Annotated in this window: 16 protein-coding genes; 9 read left to right on the forward strand and 7 right to left on the reverse strand. The window is 53.5% G+C overall.

The annotated features are described in order from the left end of the window. The first annotated feature begins 19 nt into the window (after positions 1-19). From purL to glnB, 5 genes are all read left to right on the forward strand, one after another. Positions 20-3,907 (forward strand): phosphoribosylformylglycinamidine synthase, encoded by a 3,888-nt coding sequence (gene purL, locus AC3G3F_RS13230; RefSeq protein ID WP_070802055.1) that lies wholly within the window; start codon positions 20-22, stop codon positions 3,905-3,907. Positions 3,908-4,411: 504 nt separating this feature from the next. Beyond that, entirely contained in the window at positions 4,412-5,842 is a 1,431-nt protein-coding gene (qseE, locus tag AC3G3F_RS13235; protein ID WP_134949864.1) for a two component system sensor histidine kinase QseE/GlrK, read from the forward strand. Position 5,843: 1 nt separating this feature from the next. Further along, positions 5,844-6,608 carry a two-component system QseEF-associated lipoprotein QseG gene (qseG, locus tag AC3G3F_RS13240; RefSeq protein ID WP_077944600.1) on the forward strand — a complete coding sequence of 255 codons (765 nt, stop codon included), beginning with the start codon at positions 5,844-5,846 and terminating at the stop codon, positions 6,606-6,608. Beyond that, positions 6,608-7,942 (forward strand): two-component system response regulator GlrR, encoded by a 1,335-nt coding sequence (gene glrR / locus AC3G3F_RS13245; RefSeq protein ID WP_024134831.1) that lies wholly within the window; start codon positions 6,608-6,610, stop codon positions 7,940-7,942. The genes qseG and glrR overlap by 1 nt, the downstream gene beginning before the upstream one ends. Positions 7,943-8,018: 76 nt before the next feature. Continuing rightward, a complete protein-coding gene (gene glnB / locus AC3G3F_RS13250) occupies positions 8,019-8,357 on the forward strand; it encodes a nitrogen regulatory protein P-II (RefSeq protein ID WP_000717694.1) in 339 nt (112 codons plus the stop codon). Positions 8,358-8,405: 48 nt separating this feature from the next. Here the strand turns inward: glnB and dtpD are convergent, their stop codons facing one another. The 5 genes from dtpD to hmpA form a co-directional block, all read right to left on the reverse strand. Beyond that, complete coding sequence (gene dtpD / locus AC3G3F_RS13255; RefSeq protein WP_023246003.1) at positions 8,406-9,866, reverse strand: dipeptide permease DtpD; 1,461 nt, start codon at positions 9,864-9,866, stop codon at positions 8,406-8,408. 54 nt (positions 9,867-9,920) lie between these two features. After that, on the reverse strand, positions 9,921-12,065 hold the full coding sequence (cadA, locus tag AC3G3F_RS13260; protein ID WP_023246002.1) for a lysine decarboxylase CadA: 2,145 nt from the start codon (positions 12,063-12,065) through the stop codon (positions 9,921-9,923). An 82-nt stretch (positions 12,066-12,147) separates the two neighbouring features. Beyond that, a complete protein-coding gene (cadB, locus tag AC3G3F_RS13265) occupies positions 12,148-13,479 on the reverse strand; it encodes a cadaverine/lysine antiporter (protein ID WP_000100010.1) in 1,332 nt (443 codons plus the stop codon). A gap of 360 nt (positions 13,480-13,839) precedes the next feature. Continuing rightward, positions 13,840-15,384: a lysine decarboxylation/transport transcriptional activator CadC gene (gene cadC / locus AC3G3F_RS13270; RefSeq protein ID WP_053530093.1), complete on the reverse strand. Its 1,545-nt coding sequence runs from the start codon at positions 15,382-15,384 to the stop codon at positions 13,840-13,842. 181 nt (positions 15,385-15,565) lie between these two features. Further along, complete coding sequence (gene hmpA, locus AC3G3F_RS13275) at positions 15,566-16,756, reverse strand: NO-inducible flavohemoprotein (RefSeq protein ID WP_488395142.1); 1,191 nt, start codon at positions 16,754-16,756, stop codon at positions 15,566-15,568. Positions 16,757-17,080: 324 nt separating this feature from the next. Between hmpA and glyA the strand changes: the two genes are divergently transcribed. After that, entirely contained in the window at positions 17,081-18,334 is a 1,254-nt protein-coding gene (glyA, locus tag AC3G3F_RS13280) for a serine hydroxymethyltransferase (protein ID WP_488395144.1), read from the forward strand. Positions 18,335-18,529: 195 nt separating this feature from the next. Beyond that, positions 18,530-19,669, forward strand: a complete 1,140-nt coding sequence (locus AC3G3F_RS13285) for a 3-phenylpropionate MFS transporter (RefSeq protein ID WP_023245999.1) — start codon at positions 18,530-18,532, stop codon at positions 19,667-19,669. Here AC3G3F_RS13285 and csiE read toward each other — a convergent pair. After that, positions 19,664-20,941, reverse strand: a complete 1,278-nt coding sequence (csiE, locus tag AC3G3F_RS13290; RefSeq protein WP_023245998.1) for a stationary phase inducible protein CsiE — start codon at positions 20,939-20,941, stop codon at positions 19,664-19,666. The genes AC3G3F_RS13285 and csiE overlap by 6 nt on opposite strands. A gap of 125 nt (positions 20,942-21,066) precedes the next feature. On the opposite strand from csiE, the gene AC3G3F_RS13295 reads away from it, so the two are divergent. Beyond that, complete coding sequence (locus tag AC3G3F_RS13295; protein WP_053510769.1) at positions 21,067-21,705, forward strand: DUF1007 family protein; 639 nt, start codon at positions 21,067-21,069, stop codon at positions 21,703-21,705. Then, a complete protein-coding gene (locus AC3G3F_RS13300; RefSeq protein ID WP_053530095.1) occupies positions 21,696-22,682 on the forward strand; it encodes a nickel/cobalt transporter in 987 nt (328 codons plus the stop codon). The genes AC3G3F_RS13295 and AC3G3F_RS13300 overlap by 10 nt, the downstream gene beginning before the upstream one ends. Here the strand turns inward: AC3G3F_RS13300 and asrC are convergent, their stop codons facing one another. Beyond that, a complete protein-coding gene (asrC, locus tag AC3G3F_RS13305; protein ID WP_023245995.1) occupies positions 22,683-23,696 on the reverse strand; it encodes a sulfite reductase subunit C in 1,014 nt (337 codons plus the stop codon). It lies immediately after the preceding gene. Between the last annotated feature and the right edge of the window lie 8 nt (positions 23,697-23,704).

Below are 23,704 nucleotides of genomic sequence, written 5' to 3' on the forward strand. Positions count from 1 at the left end.
CTTAGAAGACGAGAGACTTATGATGGAAATTCTGCGTGGTTCGCCTGCACTGTCTGCATTCCGTATCAATAAACTGCTGGCGCGCTTTCAGGCTGCCAACCTCCAGGTCCACAATATATACGCTGAGTATGTCCATTTTGCTGACCTGAACGCCCCGTTAAATGATAGCGAGCAGGCGCAGCTTACCCGTCTGCTGCAATACGGCCCGGCGCTTAGCAGTCATACGCCGGTGGGTAAACTCCTGTTGGTCACGCCGCGTCCTGGCACTATCTCCCCCTGGTCTTCGAAAGCAACGGATATCGCTCACAACTGCGGCTTGCAACAGGTTGATCGTCTGGAGCGCGGCGTAGCGTACTATATCGAGGCTTCGACGTTGACGGCGGAACAGTGGCGACAAGTTGCCGCAGAGCTGCACGACCGCATGATGGAGACGGTGTTTTCTTCTTTAACCGATGCGGAAAAATTGTTTATCCACCATCAGCCTGCGCCGGTTTCCAGTGTCGATCTGCTGGGAGAAGGCCGCCAGGCGCTGATTGACGCCAACCTGCGTCTCGGTCTGGCGCTGGCGGAGGATGAAATTGATTATTTGCAGGAGGCGTTTACCAAACTGGGGCGCAACCCGAACGATATCGAACTGTATATGTTCGCCCAGGCAAACTCCGAGCACTGCCGCCATAAGATTTTTAATGCCGACTGGATTATCGACGGTAAACCGCAGCCGAAATCGCTGTTTAAAATGATTAAAAACACCTTCGAAACCACGCCGGACTATGTGCTATCCGCTTATAAAGACAATGCCGCGGTGATGGAAGGATCTGCGGTGGGGCGCTACTTTGCCGACCACAATACCGGCCGTTACGATTTTCATCAGGAGCCCGCGCACATTCTGATGAAGGTCGAAACGCATAATCACCCAACCGCCATCTCTCCGTGGCCAGGGGCGGCGACCGGTTCCGGTGGCGAAATTCGTGATGAAGGCGCCACCGGGCGCGGTGCGAAACCAAAAGCCGGTCTGGTGGGTTTTTCAGTCTCTAACCTGCGTATCCCGGGTTTTGAACAGCCGTGGGAAGAGGATTTTGGCAAGCCGGAACGTATTGTCACCGCGCTGGATATCATGACCGAAGGCCCGCTGGGCGGCGCGGCGTTTAACAACGAATTTGGTCGCCCGGCGTTGACCGGCTACTTCCGCACTTATGAAGAGAAAGTGAAAAGCCACAACGGTGAAGAACTGCGTGGTTATCACAAGCCTGTCATGCTGGCGGGTGGGATCGGTAATATCCGCGCCGATCACGTGCAGAAAGGCGAGATCGTCGTAGGCGCGAAGCTGATTGTCCTCGGCGGTCCGGCGATGAATATCGGTCTCGGCGGCGGCGCGGCATCATCAATGGCTTCCGGCCAGTCTGATGCGGATCTTGATTTTGCCTCTGTTCAGCGTGATAACCCGGAAATGGAACGCCGCTGCCAGGAGGTGATCGACCGCTGCTGGCAGTTGGGCGACGCCAACCCGATTCTGTTTATCCATGATGTGGGGGCGGGCGGTCTCTCCAATGCGATGCCGGAGCTGGTTAGCGACGGCGGGCGCGGCGGGAAGTTCGAACTGCGCGACATTCTTAGCGACGAGCCGGGCATGAGCCCGCTGGAAATCTGGTGTAACGAATCCCAGGAGCGCTATGTACTGGCGGTGGCGGCTGACCAGTTGCCGCTGTTCGATGAACTGTGTAAGCGCGAACGCGCGCCGTATGCGGTCATTGGCGACGCTACCGAAGAACAGCATCTCTCGTTGCATGATAACCATTTCGACAATCAGCCGATCGACCTGCCGCTGGATGTCCTGCTGGGTAAAACGCCGAAAATGACCCGCGATGTGCAAACATTGAAGGCGAAAGGCGACGCGCTGAACCGCGCGGATATCACGATTGCCGACGCGGTAAATCGTGTTCTGCATCTGCCGACCGTGGCGGAAAAAACCTTCCTTGTCACTATTGGCGACCGTACCGTCACCGGTATGGTGGCGCGTGATCAGATGGTCGGCCCGTGGCAGGTCCCGGTGGCTAACTGCGCGGTTACTACCGCCAGCCTCGACAGCTACTACGGCGAAGCGATGTCGATTGGCGAGCGTGCGCCGGTGGCGCTGCTGGACTTTGCCGCCTCCGCCCGCCTGGCCGTCGGCGAAGCGTTGACCAACATCGCCGCGACGCAGATTGGCGATATCAAGCGCATCAAACTTTCCGCTAACTGGATGGCGGCAGCCGGTCATCCTGGCGAAGATGCCGGTTTGTATGACGCGGTTAAAGCGGTGGGAGAGGAACTCTGTCCGCAGCTTGGCCTGACCATTCCGGTGGGTAAAGATTCGATGTCGATGAAAACTCGCTGGCAGGAAGGCAACGAACAGCGCGAAATGACCTCGCCGCTGTCGCTGGTGATTTCCGCCTTTGCCCGCGTGGAAGACGTGCGTCATACCCTTACGCCGCAGCTTTCAACGGAAGATAACGCCTTGCTGCTGATCGATCTTGGCAAAGGCCACAACGCGCTGGGCGCAACGGCGCTGGCGCAGGTCTATCGTCAGCTTGGCGACAAACCCGCGGATGTGCGTGACGTCGCGCAACTGAAAGGCTTCTATGACGCCATGCAGGCGCTGGTCGCTGCGCGTAAACTGCTGGCCTGGCACGACCGTTCCGACGGCGGTCTGCTGGTGACGCTGGCCGAGATGGCATTTGCCGGCCACTGCGGCGTGCAGGTCGATATCGCCGCGCTGGGCGATGACCATCTGGCCGCACTGTTCAACGAGGAGCTGGGCGGCGTGATTCAGGTACGCGCTGAAGACAGAGACGCGGTCGAAGCGCTGTTGGCGCAGTACGGCCTTGCTGACTGCGTCCACTACCTTGGTCAGGCCCTGGCAGGCGATCGCTTTGTGATTACCGCTAATGACCAGACGGTATTCAGCGAAAGCCGCACTACGCTGCGTGTCTGGTGGGCGGAAACCACATGGCAGATGCAGCGTCTGCGCGACAATCCGCAATGTGCCGACCAGGAACATGAGGCGAAAGCGAATGATGCCGATCCGGGCCTCAACGTGAAGCTGTCGTTTGACATTAATGAAGATATCGCCGCGCCGTACATTGCGACAGGCGCACGACCGAAAGTCGCTGTACTGCGCGAACAGGGGGTGAACTCTCACGTGGAGATGGCGGCGGCGTTCCATCGCGCGGGCTTTGACGCTATTGACGTCCATATGAGCGACCTGCTGGGCGGTCGCATCGGTCTGGGTAACTTCCACGCGCTGGTGGCTTGCGGCGGCTTTTCCTACGGCGACGTGCTGGGGGCGGGTGAAGGCTGGGCGAAATCCATTCTGTTTAACCATCGCGTTCGTGACGAGTTTGAAACCTTCTTCCATCGTCCGCAAACGCTGGCGCTTGGGGTGTGCAATGGTTGCCAGATGATGTCGAATCTGCGCGAGCTGATCCCGGGCAGCGAACTGTGGCCGCGTTTTGTACGTAACCATTCTGACCGCTTTGAAGCCCGCTTCAGTCTGGTGGAAGTGACGCAAAGCCCATCGCTGCTGCTGCAAGGAATGGTAGGCTCACAGATGCCGATTGCGGTTTCTCATGGGGAAGGGCGCGTTGAGGTGCGTGACGATGCGCATCTTGCGGCGCTTGAGGGCAAAGGCCTGGTCGCCCTGCGCTACGTGGATAATTTCGGTCACGTGACCGAACGTTACCCTGCTAACCCGAACGGTTCGCCGAACGGTATCACGGCGGTGACGACCGAAAATGGTCGGGTGACGATTATGATGCCGCATCCGGAACGCGTATTCCGCACCGTCGCCAACTCCTGGCACCCGGAAAACTGGGGGGAGGATAGTCCGTGGATGCGTATCTTCCGTAATGCGCGTAAGCAGTTAGGGTAGTTCCAGGCGTCGCTGTCCGGTATTTTGGTGGTGTCGTGAAACCCCGACATCACCATACACGTAGTGTCGCTAAAGGGTGACACTTAACTCATTGTTTTTTGAATGATATTAAGATGATGGTTTTTAGTGTCGCTTCTTGGCGACATGTTGCTGAAATTTTGCCCGCCAGCATCAGGATACGGACAGGTTATAAAACACATTAAAATCATCAAATTAATGAATTGTTTTGCAACCTGGCACAGTTACTGCATAATAGTAATCAGTGGCTCATTCACCTTCTTATGTCAGCCCCTTAGGGACGCGCTACATAAACTTCGAATGACGCACAACAAGGTGCCTGCCGTCCAACTTCTGATAATAGCGTAGCTTTATCAACCTCCGGGCGAAACGTCGAGTTAGGCACCGCCTTATTCCGCAACAAAGCCGGGTTTAACCCGGCTTTGTTGTATCTGGCGCTCCCCTCGGTTAGCATCTTTTTTATTCTTCTTTTATGTGAGCGATACGTTGAAGCGCTGGTCTGTTTTCCCCCGATCTTTACGACAATTGGTCATGCTGGCCTTTTTGCTAATCTTGCTGCCGTTGCTGGTTCTGGCTTGGCAGGCGTGGCAAAGTCTTAACGCGTTAAGCGATCAGGCCGCGGTGACTAACCGCAGCACGCTTATTGACGCCCGGCGTAGTGAGGCGATGACCAACGTCGCGCTGGAGATGGAGCGAAGTTACCGACAGTATTGCGTGCTTGACGATTCGACGCTGGCGAAGGTGTATCAAAGCCAGCGTAAGCGCTATAGCGATATGCTGGACGCCCATGCCGGTGTCTTGCCGGATGATAAGCTGTATCAGGCGTTACGCCAGGATTTAAACGCGCTGGCACAATTACAGTGTAAAGATAGCGGCCCGGAAGCGGCGGCCGCCGCGCGTCTGGAGGCTTTTGCCAATGCCAATACGGAAATGGTGCAGGCGACGCGTACTGTCGTTTACTCGCGCGGGCAGCAGTTACAACAAGAAATCGCCGAGCGCGGACAATTTTTCGGCTGGCAGGCGCTGGTGCTATTTCTGGTGAGTCTGGCGATGGTGCTACTTTTTACCCGCATGATTATCGGGCCGGTGAAAGGAATTGAACGGATGATTAATCGCCTGGGCGAGGGCCGTTCTTTGGGGAATACCGTCACCTTTACCGGTCCGCGTGAATTACGATCGGTGGGGCAGCGCATTATCTGGCTGAGTGAGCGCCTGGCGTGGCTGGAATCCCAGCGGCATCAGTTTCTACGTCACCTGTCTCATGAGCTGAAAACCCCGCTGGCCAGTATGCGCGAGGGGACAGAGCTGCTGGCCGATCAGGTGGTTGGGCCGCTGACGCCGGAGCAAAAAGAGGTAGTCGATATTCTGGATGTCAGCAGTCGTAATTTACAAAAATTGATTGAGCAATTGCTTGATTACAACCGGAAACTGGTGGACAGTGCCACAGAGCTGGAAGCGGTTGATATCGCGCCGCTTGTGGATATGGTGGTTTCCGCCCACAGTTTACCTGCCCGCGCTAAAATGATGCATACCGATGTCGACCTGGAGGCCGAGCGCTGCATGGCAGAGCCAATGTTGCTGATGAGCGTGCTGGATAATCTCTATTCCAACGCGGTGCACTACGGCGCTGAATCCGGTAACATTTATATCCGTAGTCGCTCTCAGGGCTCCACGGTTTATATCGATGTGATTAATAGCGGTGAGCCGATTCCGCAAACGGAAAGAGAAATGATTTTTGAGCCTTTTTTCCAGGGAAGCCACCAGCGAAAAGGGGCAGTAAAAGGCAGTGGGCTAGGGCTGAGTATCGCCAGAGATTGTATTCGTCGAATGCAGGGAGAGATCCGACTGGTGGATGACAACGCGCAAGAAGTCTGTTTTCGCATCTCGCTGCCTCTCCCTATATCTGACAAACACTAATATGAATTTAAGCCTGGTGAGTATGTCACACGTTTTAGTCCAAACTATTAAACGATGCCTTTTGCGGTGGGGAATACCGGTGGGCATATCGTGTCTGGCGCTGACCGCATGTGTTCCCCACGCCGCACAGCAACTGCCCGATAGCGCAGCGCAGGACAAGCTCCCCCATTATCAACTGGCGGATTATCTCCCGACGGCGTGCGCGGATATCTGGTCGCTACGCGGGCAGACGGTGGAGACGAATCCGCTGTACTGGCTACGCGCGATTGACTGCGCCGATCGTTTGATGCCGGTTCAGTCGCGCGCAGAGGCGCGTGCGTTGACGGATGATAACTGGCAGAATGCCTTCAGGCGCGGGATCTTACTGGCGGATGCAAAAATTACGCCGCCGGAGCGTCGCGCCATGGTATCCCGTCTGGAGGCGTTAAGCGCGCAAATACCGGCTCAGGTACGGCCCGTTTACCAAATCTGGCATGACGGTCAGGCGCTGCAATTAGCCCTTTCTGCCGAACGTCAGCGCTATAGCAAACTCCAGCAAACGTCAGATAGTGAGCTGGATGCGCTGCGCCAGCAGCAACAGGCCTTGCAAACGCAGTTCGATCTTACCACCCGTAAGCTGGAGAGTTTAACCGATATTGAGCGCCAGCTTTCGACACGGAAACCGGCAGGGAATTACAACGCCGAGACGCCGCATACGAATGACAAACCCGCGACCTCTGAAGATGGCGCGGCGCCGTCGCCGTCACAAGATGAGGTAACGCCATGATAAGCCGTAAACCGGCGCACCTACTGCTGGTCGATGACGATCCCGGATTACTGAAATTACTCGGTATGCGCCTGACCAGCGAAGGATACAGCGTGGTTACCGCCGAGAGCGGCCAGGAAGGACTACGGGTACTGCATCGGGAAAAAGTAGATCTGGTAATAAGCGACCTGCGCATGGATGAAATGGACGGTATGCAACTGTTCACAGAAATTCAGAAAGTACAGCCGGGAATGCCGGTTATCATTCTGACGGCGCATGGTTCCATTCCGGATGCGGTGGCCGCTACCCAGAAGGGCGTATTCAGCTTTTTGACGAAGCCGATCGACAGAGACGCGTTATATAAAGCGATAGATGAAGCGCTGGAGCAGTCCGCTCCCGCGACGGACGATAGCTGGCGCAAATCTATCGTTACTCGTAGCCCGCTGATGCTGCGACTGCTTGAACAGGCGCGCATGGTTGCACAGTCGGATGTCAGCGTGCTGATTAACGGACAAAGCGGCACCGGGAAAGAGATTTTTGCACAGGCCATTCATAACGCCAGCCCGCGCAGTAACAAGCCCTTTGTCGCCATTAACTGCGGCGCGTTGCCGGAACAGTTGCTGGAGTCCGAATTATTCGGCCATGCGCGCGGCGCTTTTACCGGCGCGGTGAGCAATCGTGAAGGGTTGTTCCAGGCGGCGGAAGGCGGCACGCTGTTTCTGGATGAAATTGGCGATATGCCCGCGCCGTTACAGGTGAAGCTGCTGCGGGTGTTACAGGAGCGCAAAGTCAGGCCGCTGGGCAGCAATCGCGATATCGATATCGACGTGCGAATTATTTCTGCGACGCACCGCGATCTGCCGAAGGCGATGGCGCGGGGCGAATTTCGTGAAGATTTGTACTACCGGCTGAATGTAGTTAGCCTGAAAATTCCGGCGCTGGCCGAGCGTACCGAGGATATTCCGCTGCTGGCTAATCATCTGCTCAGACAATCGGCACAACGGCATAAACCATTTGTCCGCGCCTTTTCTACCGACGCGATGAAGCGGCTGATGACGGCAAGCTGGCCGGGCAACGTGCGCCAACTGGTCAACGTCATTGAACAATGCGTGGCGTTAACCTCTTCGCCGGTGATCAGCGATGCGTTGGTCGAGCAGGCGCTGGAAGGCGAAAACACCGCGCTGCCAACCTTTGCCGAAGCGCGAAACCAATTTGAACTGAACTATCTGCGCAAGTTACTGCAAATTACCAAAGGTAACGTGACGCACGCGGCAAGGATGGCGGGGCGCAACCGCACGGAATTCTACAAGCTACTCTCCCGTCATGAACTGGATGCGAATGATTTCAAAGAGTAGTTTTCATGCCGTAAAGTAGTGCGAAATATGTTACGTTTAACCGATCAAAACACAGGCGACCTTTTCAAGGAATAGCATGAAAAAGATTGATGCGATTATTAAACCCTTCAAACTGGACGATGTCCGTGAAGCGCTGGCCGAGGTAGGTATTACCGGGATGACGGTAACTGAAGTCAAAGGCTTTGGCCGTCAAAAAGGCCACACCGAGCTGTATCGCGGCGCGGAATATATGGTGGATTTTCTGCCGAAGGTAAAAATTGAAATCGTTGTGCCTGACGACATCGTGGATACCTGTGTTGACACCATCATTCGTACCGCGCAGACGGGGAAAATCGGCGATGGTAAGATTTTTGTCTTTGACGTCGCCCGCGTTATTCGTATCCGTACTGGTGAAGAAGACGACGCGGCTATCTGATGTGCCGATTCGCTGCCCATCTCCTCCTTGTGGGCAGCGAACCACTGTTTAATCGCCCTGCGGTAGCGCCGGCGTGGTTCGAGTGCAAAGCCATCTCAGGCTGACAATGGCGACGATCAGCGCCACGCAACTTAGCGTCCACTCGCCCATTTGCGAGAAAAAGTGTCCGTAGGCGGCTACCGCCGTATCACTAATTTGCGATTCCGTGGTTTGTTGCGCGACGACGCCAGCCAGCCAGTTAGCGACCGCGCCGGTCGCCAGCATATAGATACCGGTCAGTACGCCTGTGACGCCCGGCAGATTGAGACGGGTAATTTGCGCCATCGCTACCGGATCAATAAACAGCTCCGCAAAGCCCATCAGCGCCAGCCCTGCGATCATCATTCCCATTGATGCCTGCCCGTCTAACCGGGCCTGATGCGCGTTTAGCGCCAGTAGCATAAAACCGCCGCCCATTAATACCAGCCCCACGGCAAATTTAAGCCAGACGCGCAGTACCGAGCGGGCGCTCTCTTTCGGGCTGCTCAGCCACGCCAGCATCACGCCCGCCGCCATCACCGCAATCGCATTGACCGACTGGAACAACGCGGTGGGGACGGTCATGTGCAGCCAGTGGCGGTTGACAAAACGGTCGATGAATAAACTGATCGAACTTCCGCCCTGCTGCGCCAGAACCCAGAAGAGAGTGCCGATGATCATTAACAGTACGATTTGCCACAAGGCGCGACGGTGTTCGGGAAATTTAACCATAATACGGGCGATAAGTTGCGCCGCGAAGACGCAGACAATGGCCAGCACATAGCCAGACCAGTTATTTTCCAGCAGGAGGGTGAAGAATACCGGCGCGATACACAGCATTAATACCAGCCAACCCCAGGTTGGAAGGGCAAATTTAACCGCCCGCAGCGCGGGGCGATTAACACCGCGCGTCTGCTGAAAGTGGCGATGACCACTTAAAAAGATGAGCAGGCCGATGAACATTCCCACGCCCGCCAGCGCAAAGCCGACATGCCAGCCATACCACTGCGCCGCCAGACCACAGGCGATCGGCGCGGCTATCGAACCAATATTTCCGGCGGCGTAAAGCAGCGAGAATCCCCCGTCGCGGCGGTTGTCATCAGGTGCGTAAAGTTCGCCCAGCAGACAGCTAATATTGGATTTAAACAAGCCATAGCCGCAGATAATAATGGCCAGCGCCACATATAAACTCAGCGTTGAATCAGATTCTAAGCCTAATACCACATGACCCAGCGTCATCAATAAGGCGCCGGTGATAACCGCCACGCGGTTGCCAAGCAGGCGGTCGGCAAGCCAGCCGCCAAGAATAGGGGTAACGTAAACTAAAGAGGCGTAGGCGCTGAAGAGGTTGATCGCGTGGCTGTCATTAAAACCAAGCTGGTGGGTAAGATAAAGGATGAGTAAGGCACGCATGCCGTAAAAGCTGAAGTATTCCCAAATTTGAATCGCCACGATGTAAAAAATCGCGCGCGGTTGTGAGGGTGTTTTCATAAAGTCTCCTTGCTGCGTGAAAAAGGGAAGTGGCAAGCCACTTCCCTTTGGTACTTATTTCGTATTTTCTTTCAGCACCTTAACGGTGTAACGTCCGTTCGCCTGACGATAGGCGCCGTGGATATCGGTTTCGAAGCCCGGGTAGTGAGCGCCGATTTCGCACAGCATTTGCAGGAATTCCAGTACCGGACGGCTTTCCTCGGTGATCATTTCACCAGGCATCACCAGCGGCACTCCCGGAGGGTAAGGAAGGATCATGTTGGCGTTGACGCGTCCAACCATCTCTTCAAGATATACCTCTTCCGTTTCGCCATGCAGCTCTTTCTGGAACGCAGTATACGGCGTCATCACCATTGTCGGCAGCACTTCAAACGCGCGGTACATTAAGTCCGGCAGATTATGGTGTTCAACCAGTTTATGAATATTCTGCGCCAGTTCCTGGATTCGCATATTTTCATAAAACTCAGGCGCTTCGCGGTACAGTGCCGGCAGAATGTTTTTGACGCGCAGGTTCAGGTCAAAGGCGCGTTTAAATTCAGTGAGCGCGCGCAGCAGGCTCAGAGCTTTGGTTTTGTCGATACCAATGCTGAACAGGAACAGCAGGTTGTACGGGCCGGTTTTTTCTACGATGATGCCACGTTCATCGAGATATTTGGCGACCAGACTTGCCGGAATACCGAATTCATCCATCGTACCGTCTTTCTTCATCCCCGGAGTCAGGATAGTGACTTTGATCGGGTCGAGGTACATGTGTTCATTATCGATATTTTTGAAGCCATGCCATGCGCTATCTGAACGCAGCGGCCAGCACTCAGCCCCATCGATATGTTCCGGCTGCCATACGTCAAAGAACCAGCCGTCGGATTCGCTTTTCAGGCGCTTAATTTCTTTACGGAATTTAATCGCACGTTCAATAGAACCGTTAATCAGACGTTTACCCGCATTACCTTTCATCATCGCCGCTGCGGTTTCAGTTGACGCAACGATACCGTAGTGCGGAGAGGTGGTGGTATGCATCATGTAGGCTTCGTTAAAGGTTTCTTCGTTAATGTCGCCTTTAACATGAATCATGGATGCCTGTGAAAACGCCGCCAGCAGTTTATGCGTGGACTGGGTTTCATAAATGATTTTGCCTTCTACCCGGTCGCCGCTCATACCGCATTTACCCTCATAAATGGGGGAGAAATTGGTATAAGGCACCCAGGCGGAGTCAAAGTGAATGGACTTCACATCCAGAGTTTTCTTGATGTAGTCAGTGTTATACAACAGACCGTCATAGGTCGAATTAGTAATAACAGCATGAACCGGCCAGGTCGCGTTAGGCGTCTCTTTTACCCGTTTAGCGATAGTGGCGTGCTGGAACTCGCTTTGCGGAATACCGCCAAGAATACCGTAGGCGTTACGGGTTGGGCGGAAATAAATCGGCGTAATGTCGCTCATCATCATCAGATGAGTCAGCGATTTATGACAGTTACGGTCAATCAGTACCGTGCTGCCTGCTGGCGCGGAGTACATACCGACGATTTTGTTCGCCGTAGAGGTGCCGTTCGTCACCATGTAGCTACGTTCGGCGTTAAAGACGCGGGCGATATACTCTTCCGCTTCTTTATGCGGGCCGGAGTGGTCCAGCAGCGAACCCAGTTCGGAAACGGAAATCGAAATATCAGATTTCATCGTGTTCGGGCCGAAGAAATCATAAAAGATGCTGCCTACCGGGCTTTTCTGGAAAGCGGTCCCACCCATGTGGCCAGGCGTACAGAAGGTATATTTTCCTTCACGCACATATTTGAACAGCGCTTTTGTCAGCGGCGGTAGAATATTGTCGATGTATTCATCGGTATTCTGGCGAATTTTCGCCGCGATATCGGCTGCGGCGCCTAAAGCATATTCAAAGAAGCGAACCTGCATTCTCAGATCGTTGAGGCTGACGTCCAGCGTAGAGTAGCTGTTGGCGAAGGCGTACAGCGGCATATACTCGTTCAGCTTGCTAATCTCTTCGCAAAGCTCAAGGTTATATTTATCCCAGTCGAAAATGACGCCGCAAAGGCGGGCATTATTTTCAATCAGCTTCAGCAGGTCTTCTCGGTCGTTTGGATAGACGATACGGAAATTTAAACCTTCCAGTGCACGATGCAGTTCACGAATAGGCTCTTCTTTAAAGTAGACGCCCATGTGGTTCATGATAGCAATAACGTTCATAGTCTTGTTCCTGGTAAAGTGGGCCCCTCCCGCTACGCTATAGCAGGTGACGAAAGGGGCTTTGAGAAAAAGGAGTTAGCGGTTAAAGCGCTTCAGCCGTATTGTTTTCGCTGTCGTTGTTCTGGCGCTGGTGCATTTTGCGGCCGTAGAACATCAGGATGATCAGACTGACGATAAAGGTGCCGGAGAGTTCGAAGGAGCTGGCGCCCATCAGTGCGATGAAGCAAAACGCGCAGCCCAGTACAGAACAAATCAGACTTACCGAGTTACGGATGTTGAACCCTTCGAAGCGAATCAGGTCAACACAGGAGTAGAAGTACGGCAGCATGGTAAGCAGTACGGCAATCCCGGTCAGTTCGCCGAACAGGTCGGACGCTTTACCGCCGCTGGAGTTCATGATGGTGATCAGAATCATCAGCGCCGTCATTTTCACCGCAGCCAACAGCAGACCTTTTTTCGGAATACCGTTTTTATCCATTTCGCCGTAAATTTTCGGGAAGTTGCCATCGTTGGCGGCGCGAACCCCAGCCTGACCTACCAGCATCATCCAGGAGCCCAGAGACGTCAGGCAGGCGAAAGCGGTGAAGGCGGAAACCAGCGGTGCAGCCCAGCCACCCAGAATAGTGGAAGTACTGATAGCGAACGGCGCGCCGGAAGAGGCCATAACGGAAGCAGGGAACATCCCGGCGATAACCTGAGTCGCTGCGATATAGATAATGCCTGCCAGCGCGGTACCCAGCATGGTTGCCAGCGGTACGGTGCGTTTCGGGTTTTTCACCATGCCGGTGCTGACGGCGGCAGACTCAACACCAACGAACGCCCACAGGCAGAGCAGAATACTTTTGACAATGGCGTGAGAATCGGTCGTCGTAGACGTGTTCCAGTTCGCGTGATAGGTCGCGATATCGAACCAATGCCAGCCGGCCACTGCGGTCAATACTACCGGGATCAGCACCAGGAACAGGCCAATAGTCGTCAAGCGGCTGACCCATGCCCCGCCCAGCATATTAATAAAGGTGAATAGCCAGACGATAGCAATACAGGCAATACCTGCCGGTATTGGATTATTTAATGCCGGGAAGAACGTAGAAAGATAAGAAACGGCGGTAATACCGATGGCTAAATTACCAATCCAGTTTGCATGATAATAAAGAACGCCGGTCTGGAAACCAAACGCCGGAGATATTTCCCCTGCATAAGCAATAGGGCCACCCTGTTGAGGGTTTTTGGTTGCCAGCCTCGCATAAACATAAGCCAGTGACATTGCCCCAATAATAGAAATTACCCAGCCCCAGATGGCAATGCCACCAATACTGGCAAGGTTGGCGGGTAATAATGCAATCCCGCTCCCCATCATATTACCGGCAACAACGCCAGTACAGGCAAATAGCCCGATCTTTTTGACAGAACTCATGTTCATTTCTCCTGAGCTGTATTTTTAAGAACCGGGCCTATGCTTCATATATGCTGCGTGCCCGTTCAACTGTCGACAAGATTAACGAATGGGGTGAGATAAGTCCTAAAGAAAAAGTGAAATAAATACAAACATGATAAAACTGATAGATTGATATTTTTCAATTAACATATAAATATCATGAAAAATATCATGAAAGGATAAACATTGTTTAATTACAAAGGGTTATATTTACATTTCTTTGCAGTGATTATGTTGCCAGAATTAACATAAGTTATTTTTGGCAACATATTTTTCACAAAATAAAAGCGAAAAATTTAATATATTTTCGCTTTTATTTGTCATGGCTCAGCGCTGAATTTAATCTTCAGCCAGAAAACTATTCAGATAAGGTACAATTTTCTGAACGGATGTCTGAAATACGCCATTTTCGATCCAGTACAGTGTGTTTTCACCGGGACGTAAATTAAAGGCGGTTAGATAGGCATCAGCGGCCAGACGATTCTCACCTTTCATTTCGTAAACTTTCCCCAGCAGGACATAGTTAAACCATGACATTTCAAGCTCGATGCTTTTATTGATTTCCTCATACGCCGCATCGATATCACCTTTTCCTAAAAGATCGACGGTCTTGATTTTATAATAAACAGACGTTTTCTCAACGCCCGGGATTTGATCTATTTTTTTAAACTCTTCGTTCAGTACGGCCGCTTGCTCTTTATCAAACGGCTGCTGTGATTGCCGCAATACGTCTACCAGCACTTTATATTCATAGGCATATTTGAAATCAGGAGTTTCCTTTATAATGCCATTCAGAATATCGCTGGCTTTACTTAGCGCCTGCGCATCGCCGCTCAGAATAAGCTGGCGCGCCTCATAAAAACGCATCAGCGCGGTATTTTGTGGCGTTCTGAACAGGGCCAGTTGTTCTCGCATACGACCCGGCCAGGGCTGTGTTAAAACGAAAGACAGGCTATTAAACAGATCATCCTGGATGGACAACTGGTTAGTATTGGTGACGAAATAACGCTTATCCAGCATGGTTGAACCATCGGCGTTATCAATTAGCACCACAGACATAAAGCACTGCTGCGCCCGATAGTGGCGCTGATTGACAAACTGAATGGTTAACGTCTTACCGGAACTGCTTGGCTCATTGACCCGGTAATTGGTTTTATCATGTACCATAAAGGTCGAGTAGGTGTTCAGCAGGTCGGTGATTAAGCCGCCCAGACCGATGGCGTAGGACTCCTGCGAGACCCAGTTGTTACAGGAATTGCCGCCTTCAAAGCGAACATCTATATCTCGTGGGTTAAGTAATAACCGCGTTTTTGTTACCGCGGCATTATGATCTACCACCGACATGACAATAAACACGATCAGCGTCGCCAGCGAGAGCAGGAACATCACCCACGTCCAGAAGGCAGCGATACGCGGCTTTTTCGCCCTTTTAGCCGGCGCTTGCAAAGTGGCGGGCGGCGCTGGCGTAACGGCCGGAACCCCATCCGTCGGTTCTGCATATGTCGCTGCGATCGGGGGCGGCGGCGACGTTGATGAATTATCGATTTCATCGCTATTTTCTTCGCACCAGATAACTGGTGCCGTCAGCTTATAGCCGCGTTTAGGTACGGTAACGATGTATTCTGCATTGCAGTCTCCGCCGTCTCTTAGTGATTTGCGTAGTTCAGAAATGCTTTGGGTGACAACATGGTTGGTCACGATAGTGCGCATCCAGACATGATCAATAATGTTATCCCGGCTTAACACTTCATCCGGGTGGTGCGCAAAATACATCAGAAGATCGATCAGACGTGGTTCAAGGGTAATCTGGCGTCCCTGACGACTGATCTGATTAACAGAAGGTGTAACCAGCCACTCTCCAATGCGTACAACAGGTTGCTGCATAAAAAGATGCCCTAACGAGCTAAGTCAAACGTTAATAATAACACGATTTGCACAGACTTTTTTTATTCCCCTTTTTTGTAAAAGAAAGGCGTAAAAAGTAGCGCAATAAGTAGGGGGATGAGGAGGAAAACGGGCGTTCCTCTTAACGGCAAAGCCCGTTTTTTCAGACGATTTCTTGCAATTACAGCACTTTATGCGGGCCGAAGCATTCGTAATGAATGTTTTCGTTATTCACGCCAAGTGAAACCAGTTGTTTTGCGGCAAATTGCATAAAGCCTACCGGGCCGCAAAGATAGAACTGCATTGTCGGATCGCTGATCGCGGCTTCCAGCTTGCTTAAATCCATCAGTCCTTCGCTGTCAAAGACGCTTTGGGCGCGATCGGCCTCGGTCGGTTCGCGATACCAGGTATGGGCAGTGAAACGCGGCAGTGTACGGCCCAGTTCGCTCACTTCGTCGGCAAACGCATGAACGTCGCCATTCTCCGCTGCGTGGAACCAGTTCACCTGCGCAGTATGCTGTGTTTTCGCCAGAGTATCGAGCATCGCTAACATCGGCGTCTGGCCGACGCCAGCGGAAATCAGCGAAACGGGGATATCGGCGGCGACATTCATAAAGAAGTCACCTGCCGGCGCGGCCAGATGCACCACATCGCCTACGCTGGCGTGATTGTGTAACCAGTTTGATACCTGGCCGCCGTCTTCACGCTTCACGGCAATACGATATCCTTTACCATCGGGTTTACGGGTCAGTGAATATTGACGGATCTCCTGATGCGCAAAACCTTCCGGCTTCAGCCAGACGCCCAGATACTGCCCGGGACGGTATTCCGCCACCGTACCGCCGTCGACCGGCTCGAACTCAAAGCTGGTGATCATTGCGCTACGCGGGGTTTTCGCGACGATGCGGAAGGGGCGCGTGCCTTCCCAGCCGCCGTCTTTGCTGGCGTTATCGTGATAAATTTCCGCTTCGCGGTTGATAAAGACGTTAGCCAGTATGCCATAGGCTTTGCCCCACGCGTCCAGCACATCCTGACCTGGGTTGAACATTTCCTCCAGCGTCGCCAGCAGATGCGTCCCGACGATGTTGTACTGCTCCGGCTTAATCTGGAAGCTGGTGTGCTTCTGCGCGATTTTTTCTACCGCCGGCAGCAGCGCCGGTAAATTTTCGATATTGCTGGCGTAGGCTGCGATAGCGTTAAACAGGGCTTCACGCTGATCGCCGTTACGCTGGTTGCTCATATTGAAGATTTCTTTGAGCTCCGGGTTATGCGTAAACATACGGTCGTAGAAGTGGGCGGTCAGTTTCGGTCCCGTTTCAACCAGCAGGGGAATGGTGGCCTTTACTGTAGCGATGGTTTGTGCGTCTAGCATACGTGCTTCCTTTATGTGAAAATCTAATGATGTATATCAAATGCATTTTATAAAAATACCCTTGCATTGTAAATGGTTCTTCAATGCCTTACGTTGTGGACGTAACAACGTGAAAAATCTGCATCACAAAGCTGAAAAGAAATCCGTTGAAATTCGTCAGGCTTTCGTTCAGGAAACCCTTATCTGACGTACAGGTAAACGTTTGCGTAAAAACCTTTGTCAAGACCTGTTATCGAAGAATGATTCGGTTATACTGTTGGCCGAAGTCCCACGGACTGCCTTTTCAGGCACAAATTTTATTGTTAGCTGAGTCAGGAGATGCGGATGTTAAAGCGTGAAATGAACATTGCCGATTATGATGCCGAATTGTGGCAGGCTATGGAGCAGGAAAAAGTACGTCAGGAAGAGCACATCGAACTGATCGCCTCCGAAAACTACACCAGCCCGCGCGTTATGCAGGCGCAGGGCTCTCAGCTGACCAATAAATATGCTGAAGGATATCCGGGCAAGCGCTACTACGGCGGTTGCGAATATGTTGATATCGTAGAGCAACTGGCGATTGACCGCGCGAAAGCTCTGTTTGGCGCCGACTACGCTAACGTTCAGCCGCACTCTGGTTCTCAGGCTAACTTCGCTGTTTACACCGCTCTGCTGCAGCCGGGCGATACTGTTCTGGGCATGAACCTGGCGCAGGGCGGCCACCTGACTCATGGTTCTCCGGTTAACTTCTCCGGTAAACTGTACAACATCATTCCTTACGGTATTGATGAGTCCGGTAAAATTGACTACGACGATATGGCGAAGCTGGCCAAAGAGCACAAGCCGAAAATGATTATCGGTGGCTTCTCTGCTTATTCCGGTATCGTTGACTGGGCAAGAATGCGTGAAATCGCCGACAGTATCGGCGCGTATCTGTTCGTTGATATGGCGCACGTGGCGGGCCTGATTGCCGCAGGCGTTTACCCGAACCCGGTTCCCCATGCGCATGTGGTCACGACCACCACGCACAAAACGCTGGCTGGTCCGCGCGGCGGCTTGATCCTGGCGAAAGGCGGCGACGAAGAGCTGTACAAAAAACTGAACTCTGCCGTCTTCCCAAGCGCGCAAGGCGGCCCGCTGATGCACGTTATCGCAGCAAAAGCCGTGGCGTTGAAAGAAGCGATGGAGCCAGAGTTCAAAGTTTACCAGCAGCAGGTAGCGAAAAATGCCAAAGCGATGGTAGAAGTGTTCCTGAATCGCGGTTACAAAGTGGTGTCTGGCGGCACTGAAAACCACCTGTTCCTGTTGGACCTGGTGGATAAAAACCTGACCGGTAAAGAAGCCGACGCCGCCCTGGGCCGCGCCAACATCACAGTGAACAAAAACAGCGTGCCGAACGATCCGAAGAGCCCGTTTGTCACCTCCGGTATTCGTATCGGTTCTCCGGCAGTCACTCGTCGCGGCTTTAAAGAAGCAGAAGTGAAAGAGCTGGCTGGCTGGATGTGCGACGTGCTGGACAATATCAATGATGAAGCGGTCATTGAGCGCGTGAAGGGCAAAGTGCTGGATATCTGCGCCCGCTTCCCGGTTTACGCGTAAGCGCTTGTGTTATGAAAATGGCCCGATGGCGCTGTGTCTGTCGGGCTTACCTGAATGCACCATAGCGCAACGCCGCCGGAAGCCATTCTCCGGCTGCGTTGCGGTTTGAACTCCCTCCGTGCTTGTTAATCTTATGTTACTCTTGCCAGCGTAACCGTTTATCGCCAGACTATCGCTTCCAAACGGGAGGGAATCATGGCATTGCATTCCACGCGCTGGCTGGCGCTCAGTTATTTCACCTACTTCTTTAGTTACGGTATTTTTCTGCCATTCTGGAGCGTCTGGCTTAAAGGTCTTGGGCTAACGCCGGAAACCATCGGTCTTCTGCTGGGCGTAGGCCTGGTCGCGCGTTTTCTCGGTAGCCTGCTCATTGCTCCTCGCGTAAGCGATCCTTCACGGTTGATCTCCGCGCTGCGCGTACTGGCATTGCTGACGCTGGTATTTGCGCTGGCATTTTGGGCAGGAACGCATGTCGCGTGGCTAATGGTGGTGATGGTCGGGTTTAACCTCTTCTTTTCACCACTGGTGCCGCTGACCGATGCGCTGGCCAATACCTGGCAAAAGCAAATTACCCTGGACTATGGCCGGGTGCGGCTGTGGGGGTCTATCGCCTTCGTGATAGGGTCGGCGCTGACCGGTAAACTGGTGAGTTTATACGATTACCAGGCGATTCTGGCGCTACTGACGCTTGGCGTCGCCTCGATGTTGCTGGGCATGTTGTTACGTCCCAGCGTGCCGCCGCAGGGGGAAAGCCGTCAGCAGGAGAGCGCAGGCTGGCCCGCCTGGAGTACACTGGTGGCGCAAAGCTGGCGTTTTCTGGCCTGCGTCTGTTTGCTGCAAGGGGCGCACGCCGCCTATTACGGTTTTAGCGCCATATACTGGCAGGGAGCTGGCTATTCAGCGTCGGCAGTCGGCTATTTATGGTCGTTGGGCGTGGTGGCGGAAGTGATCATTTTCGCCCTGAGTAAAAAGCTATTCCGCCGGTTTAGCGCTCGCGACTTGCTGTTGCTTTCCGCCGTGTGCGGGGTGGTACGCTGGTGGCTGATGGGCTGGAGTACGGCGTTGCCGTGGCTGATTGTGATACAAATCCTGCATTGTGGAACGTTTACCGTTTGCCATCTGGCCGCCATGCGCTATATCGCTGCACGTCAGGGAAGCGAGGTGATTCGTTTGCAGGCCGTCTATTCCGCTGTGGCGATGGGCGGCAGCATCGCTATTATGACGGTATTTGCCGGTTTTCTGTATCAACATCTGGGCGGCGGCGTATTCTGGATTATGGCGCTGGTTGCATTGCCCGCTATCTTCCTTCGGCCCAAAGTGGTTGCCGCGTCATGATTCCAGGATCTTGCGGATCTGTTGCTGCTGGTGCGCTGTGAGGGCGCGATCCGCATGAATTAACGGCGGTGAGAAGAGCGGTAGCGGCGTGGCGTAAGGGGTAACAATCAGCGCTACGCCGCGTGGGCATCCCTCTTTTTGAAACGCCTGAGTCGATACCCGTTTGATATTGAGCGGCAATAGGGTCAGTTCACGCAGTTGCTGCTCAATATACGTCTCCAGCGCATCATTTTTATCCGCTAACAATACGATCTGTTTCTCATGCAGATCGTTATCCTGCATCAGCCAGGCGCCGAAAATCACCGCCACCAGCCCCCTCTCTTCCTCGGAAAAGCGGATACCATATTCGGCTTCAAACCCGGCGAGCGCCTCACGTGTGGTACGTACCAGACGCGGATAAAGACGGTTGAACTCTTCCGGAAGCGTATTATCGATGCCAATCGTGAATAAACTTCGGTTCAGCGCCTGGGAGAGATGGACATACAGCTGATCGTTAAGCCCTTGTTCGTCGCTGAAGCGTACGTTCCCTTTTTCTCTAAAGCGCAGCACCAGCCGCGCCACCTCCAGTCGCAGTTTCTGCGCCCGTTGATGCGTGTCGCGAATCGGGTCGGGGATGCGAATCATTGAAAACAGTAACGCCATAAACAGCGCTTCGTTCAGCGGTGCAGCCTGCATCACGTGGCGCTGCCAGTGACGGCCAATTTCCTGGGCAAGCGGATATTCCGCACACGACTGCGCCCAAATCTGCTGCACAGGGTTGAACGCCGGGGTGATACCGGCATGGTGTTGTAGCAGACAATACTGTAAAAAGAGACGCAGGAACTGCACGTCGCGATTTTCAAATGGTTTTTGCAACCGGCGGGCGCACAGATTGATGAGCGCGTGCAGATTGATATCGTCATACAACGGACGCGCGATACCGCGCTGCTTTAGCGCATTTTTTAAGGCCGGGGTAAAGTGTTGCGTGACGAAGGTCGGGCATAAACGCAGGCCGCGCCTGAGCCAGTGTAAAAGGCAAAGGCGCTGATCGAGTGCTGTACCTTCGATCCGATAGCAACCGTTCTGGCATGTCGTGATGGCAAGGCGATGATAGCGCTGGATCTCCAGGCTTGTCTCAGTGATATCCTCACGGGCAATATCATCATCAACGCCATTAAGTGCGCTGAAGATTTCCACCGTGGCGATTGGCTCCGGCTGGAAAAGCGTCAGCAATACCTGGCAGCGGCGCTGGGGAGCGGAAAGTACAGATGGTGGGGCAATCGTCGGCATCATCTGTCAGGTCTCCCGTTAGTTTGTCTGGTAAGGATAGCTAAAGTTTGCGAGTGAAAAATGTTATAAGCGTGCTTTTAGGCCAGGAATGCTGAGGAGCGTCACAGAATTTTTATCGCGAGGAACAGATGAAGCCAGTGAAACGCAGCGCCTTAACACTATTTCTCGCCGTTTTATCTTTCGTGGCGGCGGCGCATCCGCACAGCTTCATCCGTCTGCAAACGCAGGTGGTCAGTGAAAATGAGCAATTTGTGGCGTTAAAAATGCGTTGGACAATGGACGAGCTGACGTCCGCAGATCTGTTGTATGACGCCGGAAACGCTGCTCCGGGTTCGGAAATATGGAAAAAGTTGGCGGCGGAAGTGATGGCTAACGTACTTGGACAGCACTACTTTACAGAAGTGTGGCGCAATGGCGCGAAAGTAAAGTTTAAAAACAGGCCGACAGAATACGGTATGACACGTGAGGCACATCAGGCGGTATTGAGCTTTACGCTGCCGCTGGCTGAACCGCAGCCGTTAAGCGGTCAGACTTATACCTTTTCAACGTTTGATCCTTCTTATTATGTCGATATGCATTATGACCAGGACAGCGATATAACGATGCCGGAACCGCTGCGCGAAAAGTGTCGGATTCAGGTTCATACTCCTGCGCCCGGCGAAGAGACATTACGTTTCGCCCAGTTGCTTGATAAAGAGGACGCGCCGCCGGAGGATATGGATTTAGGTAAACAGTTCGCCCAAACGGTGACATTGCAATGTCAGTAATTTTTTCTCAACGCACTCCCGGGCGGCGCTGGCTATCTCTATGGCCATTGGCGTTATTACTGCTGTTGATGCTGGCTGGCGGTCTGTGGATATGGCAAGCCTGGCCGCAGGTGATGTTGAAAAGCGTCCTTTGGCAGCGGGAAGTGAATCAGCAGTTGAGCGCGCTGCTTAACGCGGTGGCGACGCATCCTGAGCGAGCGGGCGGATCGTTGCTTCTGTTGAGTTTTATGTATGGCGTGCTTCATGCGCTGGGGCCGGGACATGGCAAAGTGGTGATTGCGACATGGCTGGCGACGCATCCTTCGAAGTTGAAATCAAGTATCGTGTTAACCCTCGCCGCCGCGTTATTGCAAGGGCTGGTGGCTATCGGGTTGGTGGTAGGGGTGCTGACCGTATTGCAACTTCCGGCAAGGCAGCTACATCTGAGCGGCTTCTGGCTGGAAAAGGGGAGTTATGCGTTAGTTGGCGGGCTGGGCATCTTGCTGTGCTGGCGGGCCATAAAAAGGTTGCGCACGCTGCTACGTAAACCAGGGGTTATCGCCTTTACGCCGCGCCATGTTCACCATGAAAAATGCGGCTGCGGACATCAACATTTACCGACGCAGGAACAACGGCATAGCGGCGATGACTGGCGCGCGCGACTAATGATCGTACTGTCTATGGGGATGCGGCCCTGTTCCGGCGCGATAATGGTGCTGTTATTCAGTAAAGTAATTGGCGTTTTTAGCTGGGGAATGGCGTCGGTACTGGCGATGGCGGCGGGAACCTCGCTAACGATTACCTCGCTGGCGCTGCTGGTACACACTTTTCGCGCTCTGGCGGTGAAACTCAGTGGAAACAAAACGCCTGCGTTATGGCGGCAGGTAGGCTGGTCAACGCTGGCGCTGGCCGGAGGGGTAATACTGCTTGTCGCGGCTCTGGTCATGTGGTTTAGCGTGCCGCAGCCTGTGGGGGGGCTGCGGCCATGGCGTGGTTGATTAGTGCCCGGCGGGTTTGAGATGCATCCGCGCGATGGATTCGTCTTCGGCCCAGTAAATTCGTTCGGCGACCATCGCTTCCGGATTGAGCTGAACGCCGCGCAGCACCCGCTCTTTAAAGCGCAGATAGCCACCTTTGTCGATCAGATGGCCCATATGCAGATAGATCGGTTTTCCGCCGAGCATCTCTTTTTCAAATTCATACAGGTTAACGATCACCTGCTTTATCACGTCTTCAGTCACCCAGTTGAGGAAGAGCTTGCCGACGCGCGGCGTTTTTTTACTGGTGCGTCCGCCCAGACGGACTTGCCAGAGCTGATCCGGTTTACGTTGCCAGGCTAGCGTCGGACAGGCCAGCACGCACTCGCCGCAGCCGATACAGGCCGACTCTTCTTTGACCGCTTTGCCGTTCTTCAGCGCCAGGCAGCCTACCGCGTGGTGACTACAGGCCTTCACGCAGGCGCCGCAGCCGATACAGCGTTCGGCAGTGAAGCGCATTTTCGCCACGCCAATAATCCCCAGATCGGCCATTGACGCCTTCGCGCAGTCATTCGGGCAGCCGACAATCACCGTTTTGAGATGATAAGGGCTGGGATAGACCAGTTTTTCAAGACGACGGGACAGGCCGGTAGTATCAGTGTTGGCTTTCTGGCAGATGCGGTTCCCCTGACAGGCGACAATATTTCGCCCACCAATAGCGAGATAGCCCGCTTTGGTATCCTCAACCTGGACGTCGCACAGTTCTATTTCAATTTCGCGAAGAAACGGCTCCAGCGCGGCGTTCACGTTGTCGATATCTTCGTAACGGATACCCGGCATCGCCAGCTTCTGGCGGGTAGTGAGGTGGATTTGTCCGTTACCCCAGGTTTCGGCGATGTCACGCGCCACCGTCAGCAAATGCGCAGGCAAAATGCCGCCGGGAATGCGGACGCTGATCATGGCTTCGCCGCGCACTTTTGACAGGCGATATTCGTTTTTCGCACGGGCTTTAATGATATCAATATCAATGCTCATGATGTTCT

The organism is Salmonella sp. FC25216, from assembly GCF_057751355.1.

Coding starts and splice junctions, on each gene's coding strand:
- dtpD (WP_023246003.1), bottom strand. CDS start 9,866: ATGAAAACACCCTCACAACCGCGCGCGATTTTTTACATCGTGGCGATT.
- glnB (WP_000717694.1), top strand. CDS start 8,019: ATGAAAAAGATTGATGCGATTATTAAACCCTTCAAACTGGACGATGTC.
- hmpA (WP_488395142.1), bottom strand. CDS start 16,756: ATGCTAGACGCACAAACCATCGCTACAGTAAAGGCCACCATTCCCCTG.
- AC3G3F_RS13285 (WP_023245999.1), top strand. CDS start 18,530: ATGGCATTGCATTCCACGCGCTGGCTGGCGCTCAGTTATTTCACCTAC.
- qseG (WP_077944600.1), top strand. CDS start 5,844: ATGAATTTAAGCCTGGTGAGTATGTCACACGTTTTAGTCCAAACTATT.
- asrC (WP_023245995.1), bottom strand. CDS start 23,696: ATGAGCATTGATATTGATATCATTAAAGCCCGTGCGAAAAACGAATAT.
- cadC (WP_053530093.1), bottom strand. CDS start 15,384: ATGCAGCAACCTGTTGTACGCATTGGAGAGTGGCTGGTTACACCTTCT.
- cadA (WP_023246002.1), bottom strand. CDS start 12,065: ATGAACGTTATTGCTATCATGAACCACATGGGCGTCTACTTTAAAGAA.
- cadB (WP_000100010.1), bottom strand. CDS start 13,479: ATGAGTTCTGTCAAAAAGATCGGGCTATTTGCCTGTACTGGCGTTGTT.
- AC3G3F_RS13295 (WP_053510769.1), top strand. CDS start 21,067: ATGAAGCCAGTGAAACGCAGCGCCTTAACACTATTTCTCGCCGTTTTA.
- purL (WP_070802055.1), top strand. CDS start 20: ATGATGGAAATTCTGCGTGGTTCGCCTGCACTGTCTGCATTCCGTATC.
- csiE (WP_023245998.1), bottom strand. CDS start 20,941: ATGATGCCGACGATTGCCCCACCATCTGTACTTTCCGCTCCCCAGCGC.
- AC3G3F_RS13300 (WP_053530095.1), top strand. CDS start 21,696: ATGTCAGTAATTTTTTCTCAACGCACTCCCGGGCGGCGCTGGCTATCT.
- glyA (WP_488395144.1), top strand. CDS start 17,081: ATGTTAAAGCGTGAAATGAACATTGCCGATTATGATGCCGAATTGTGG.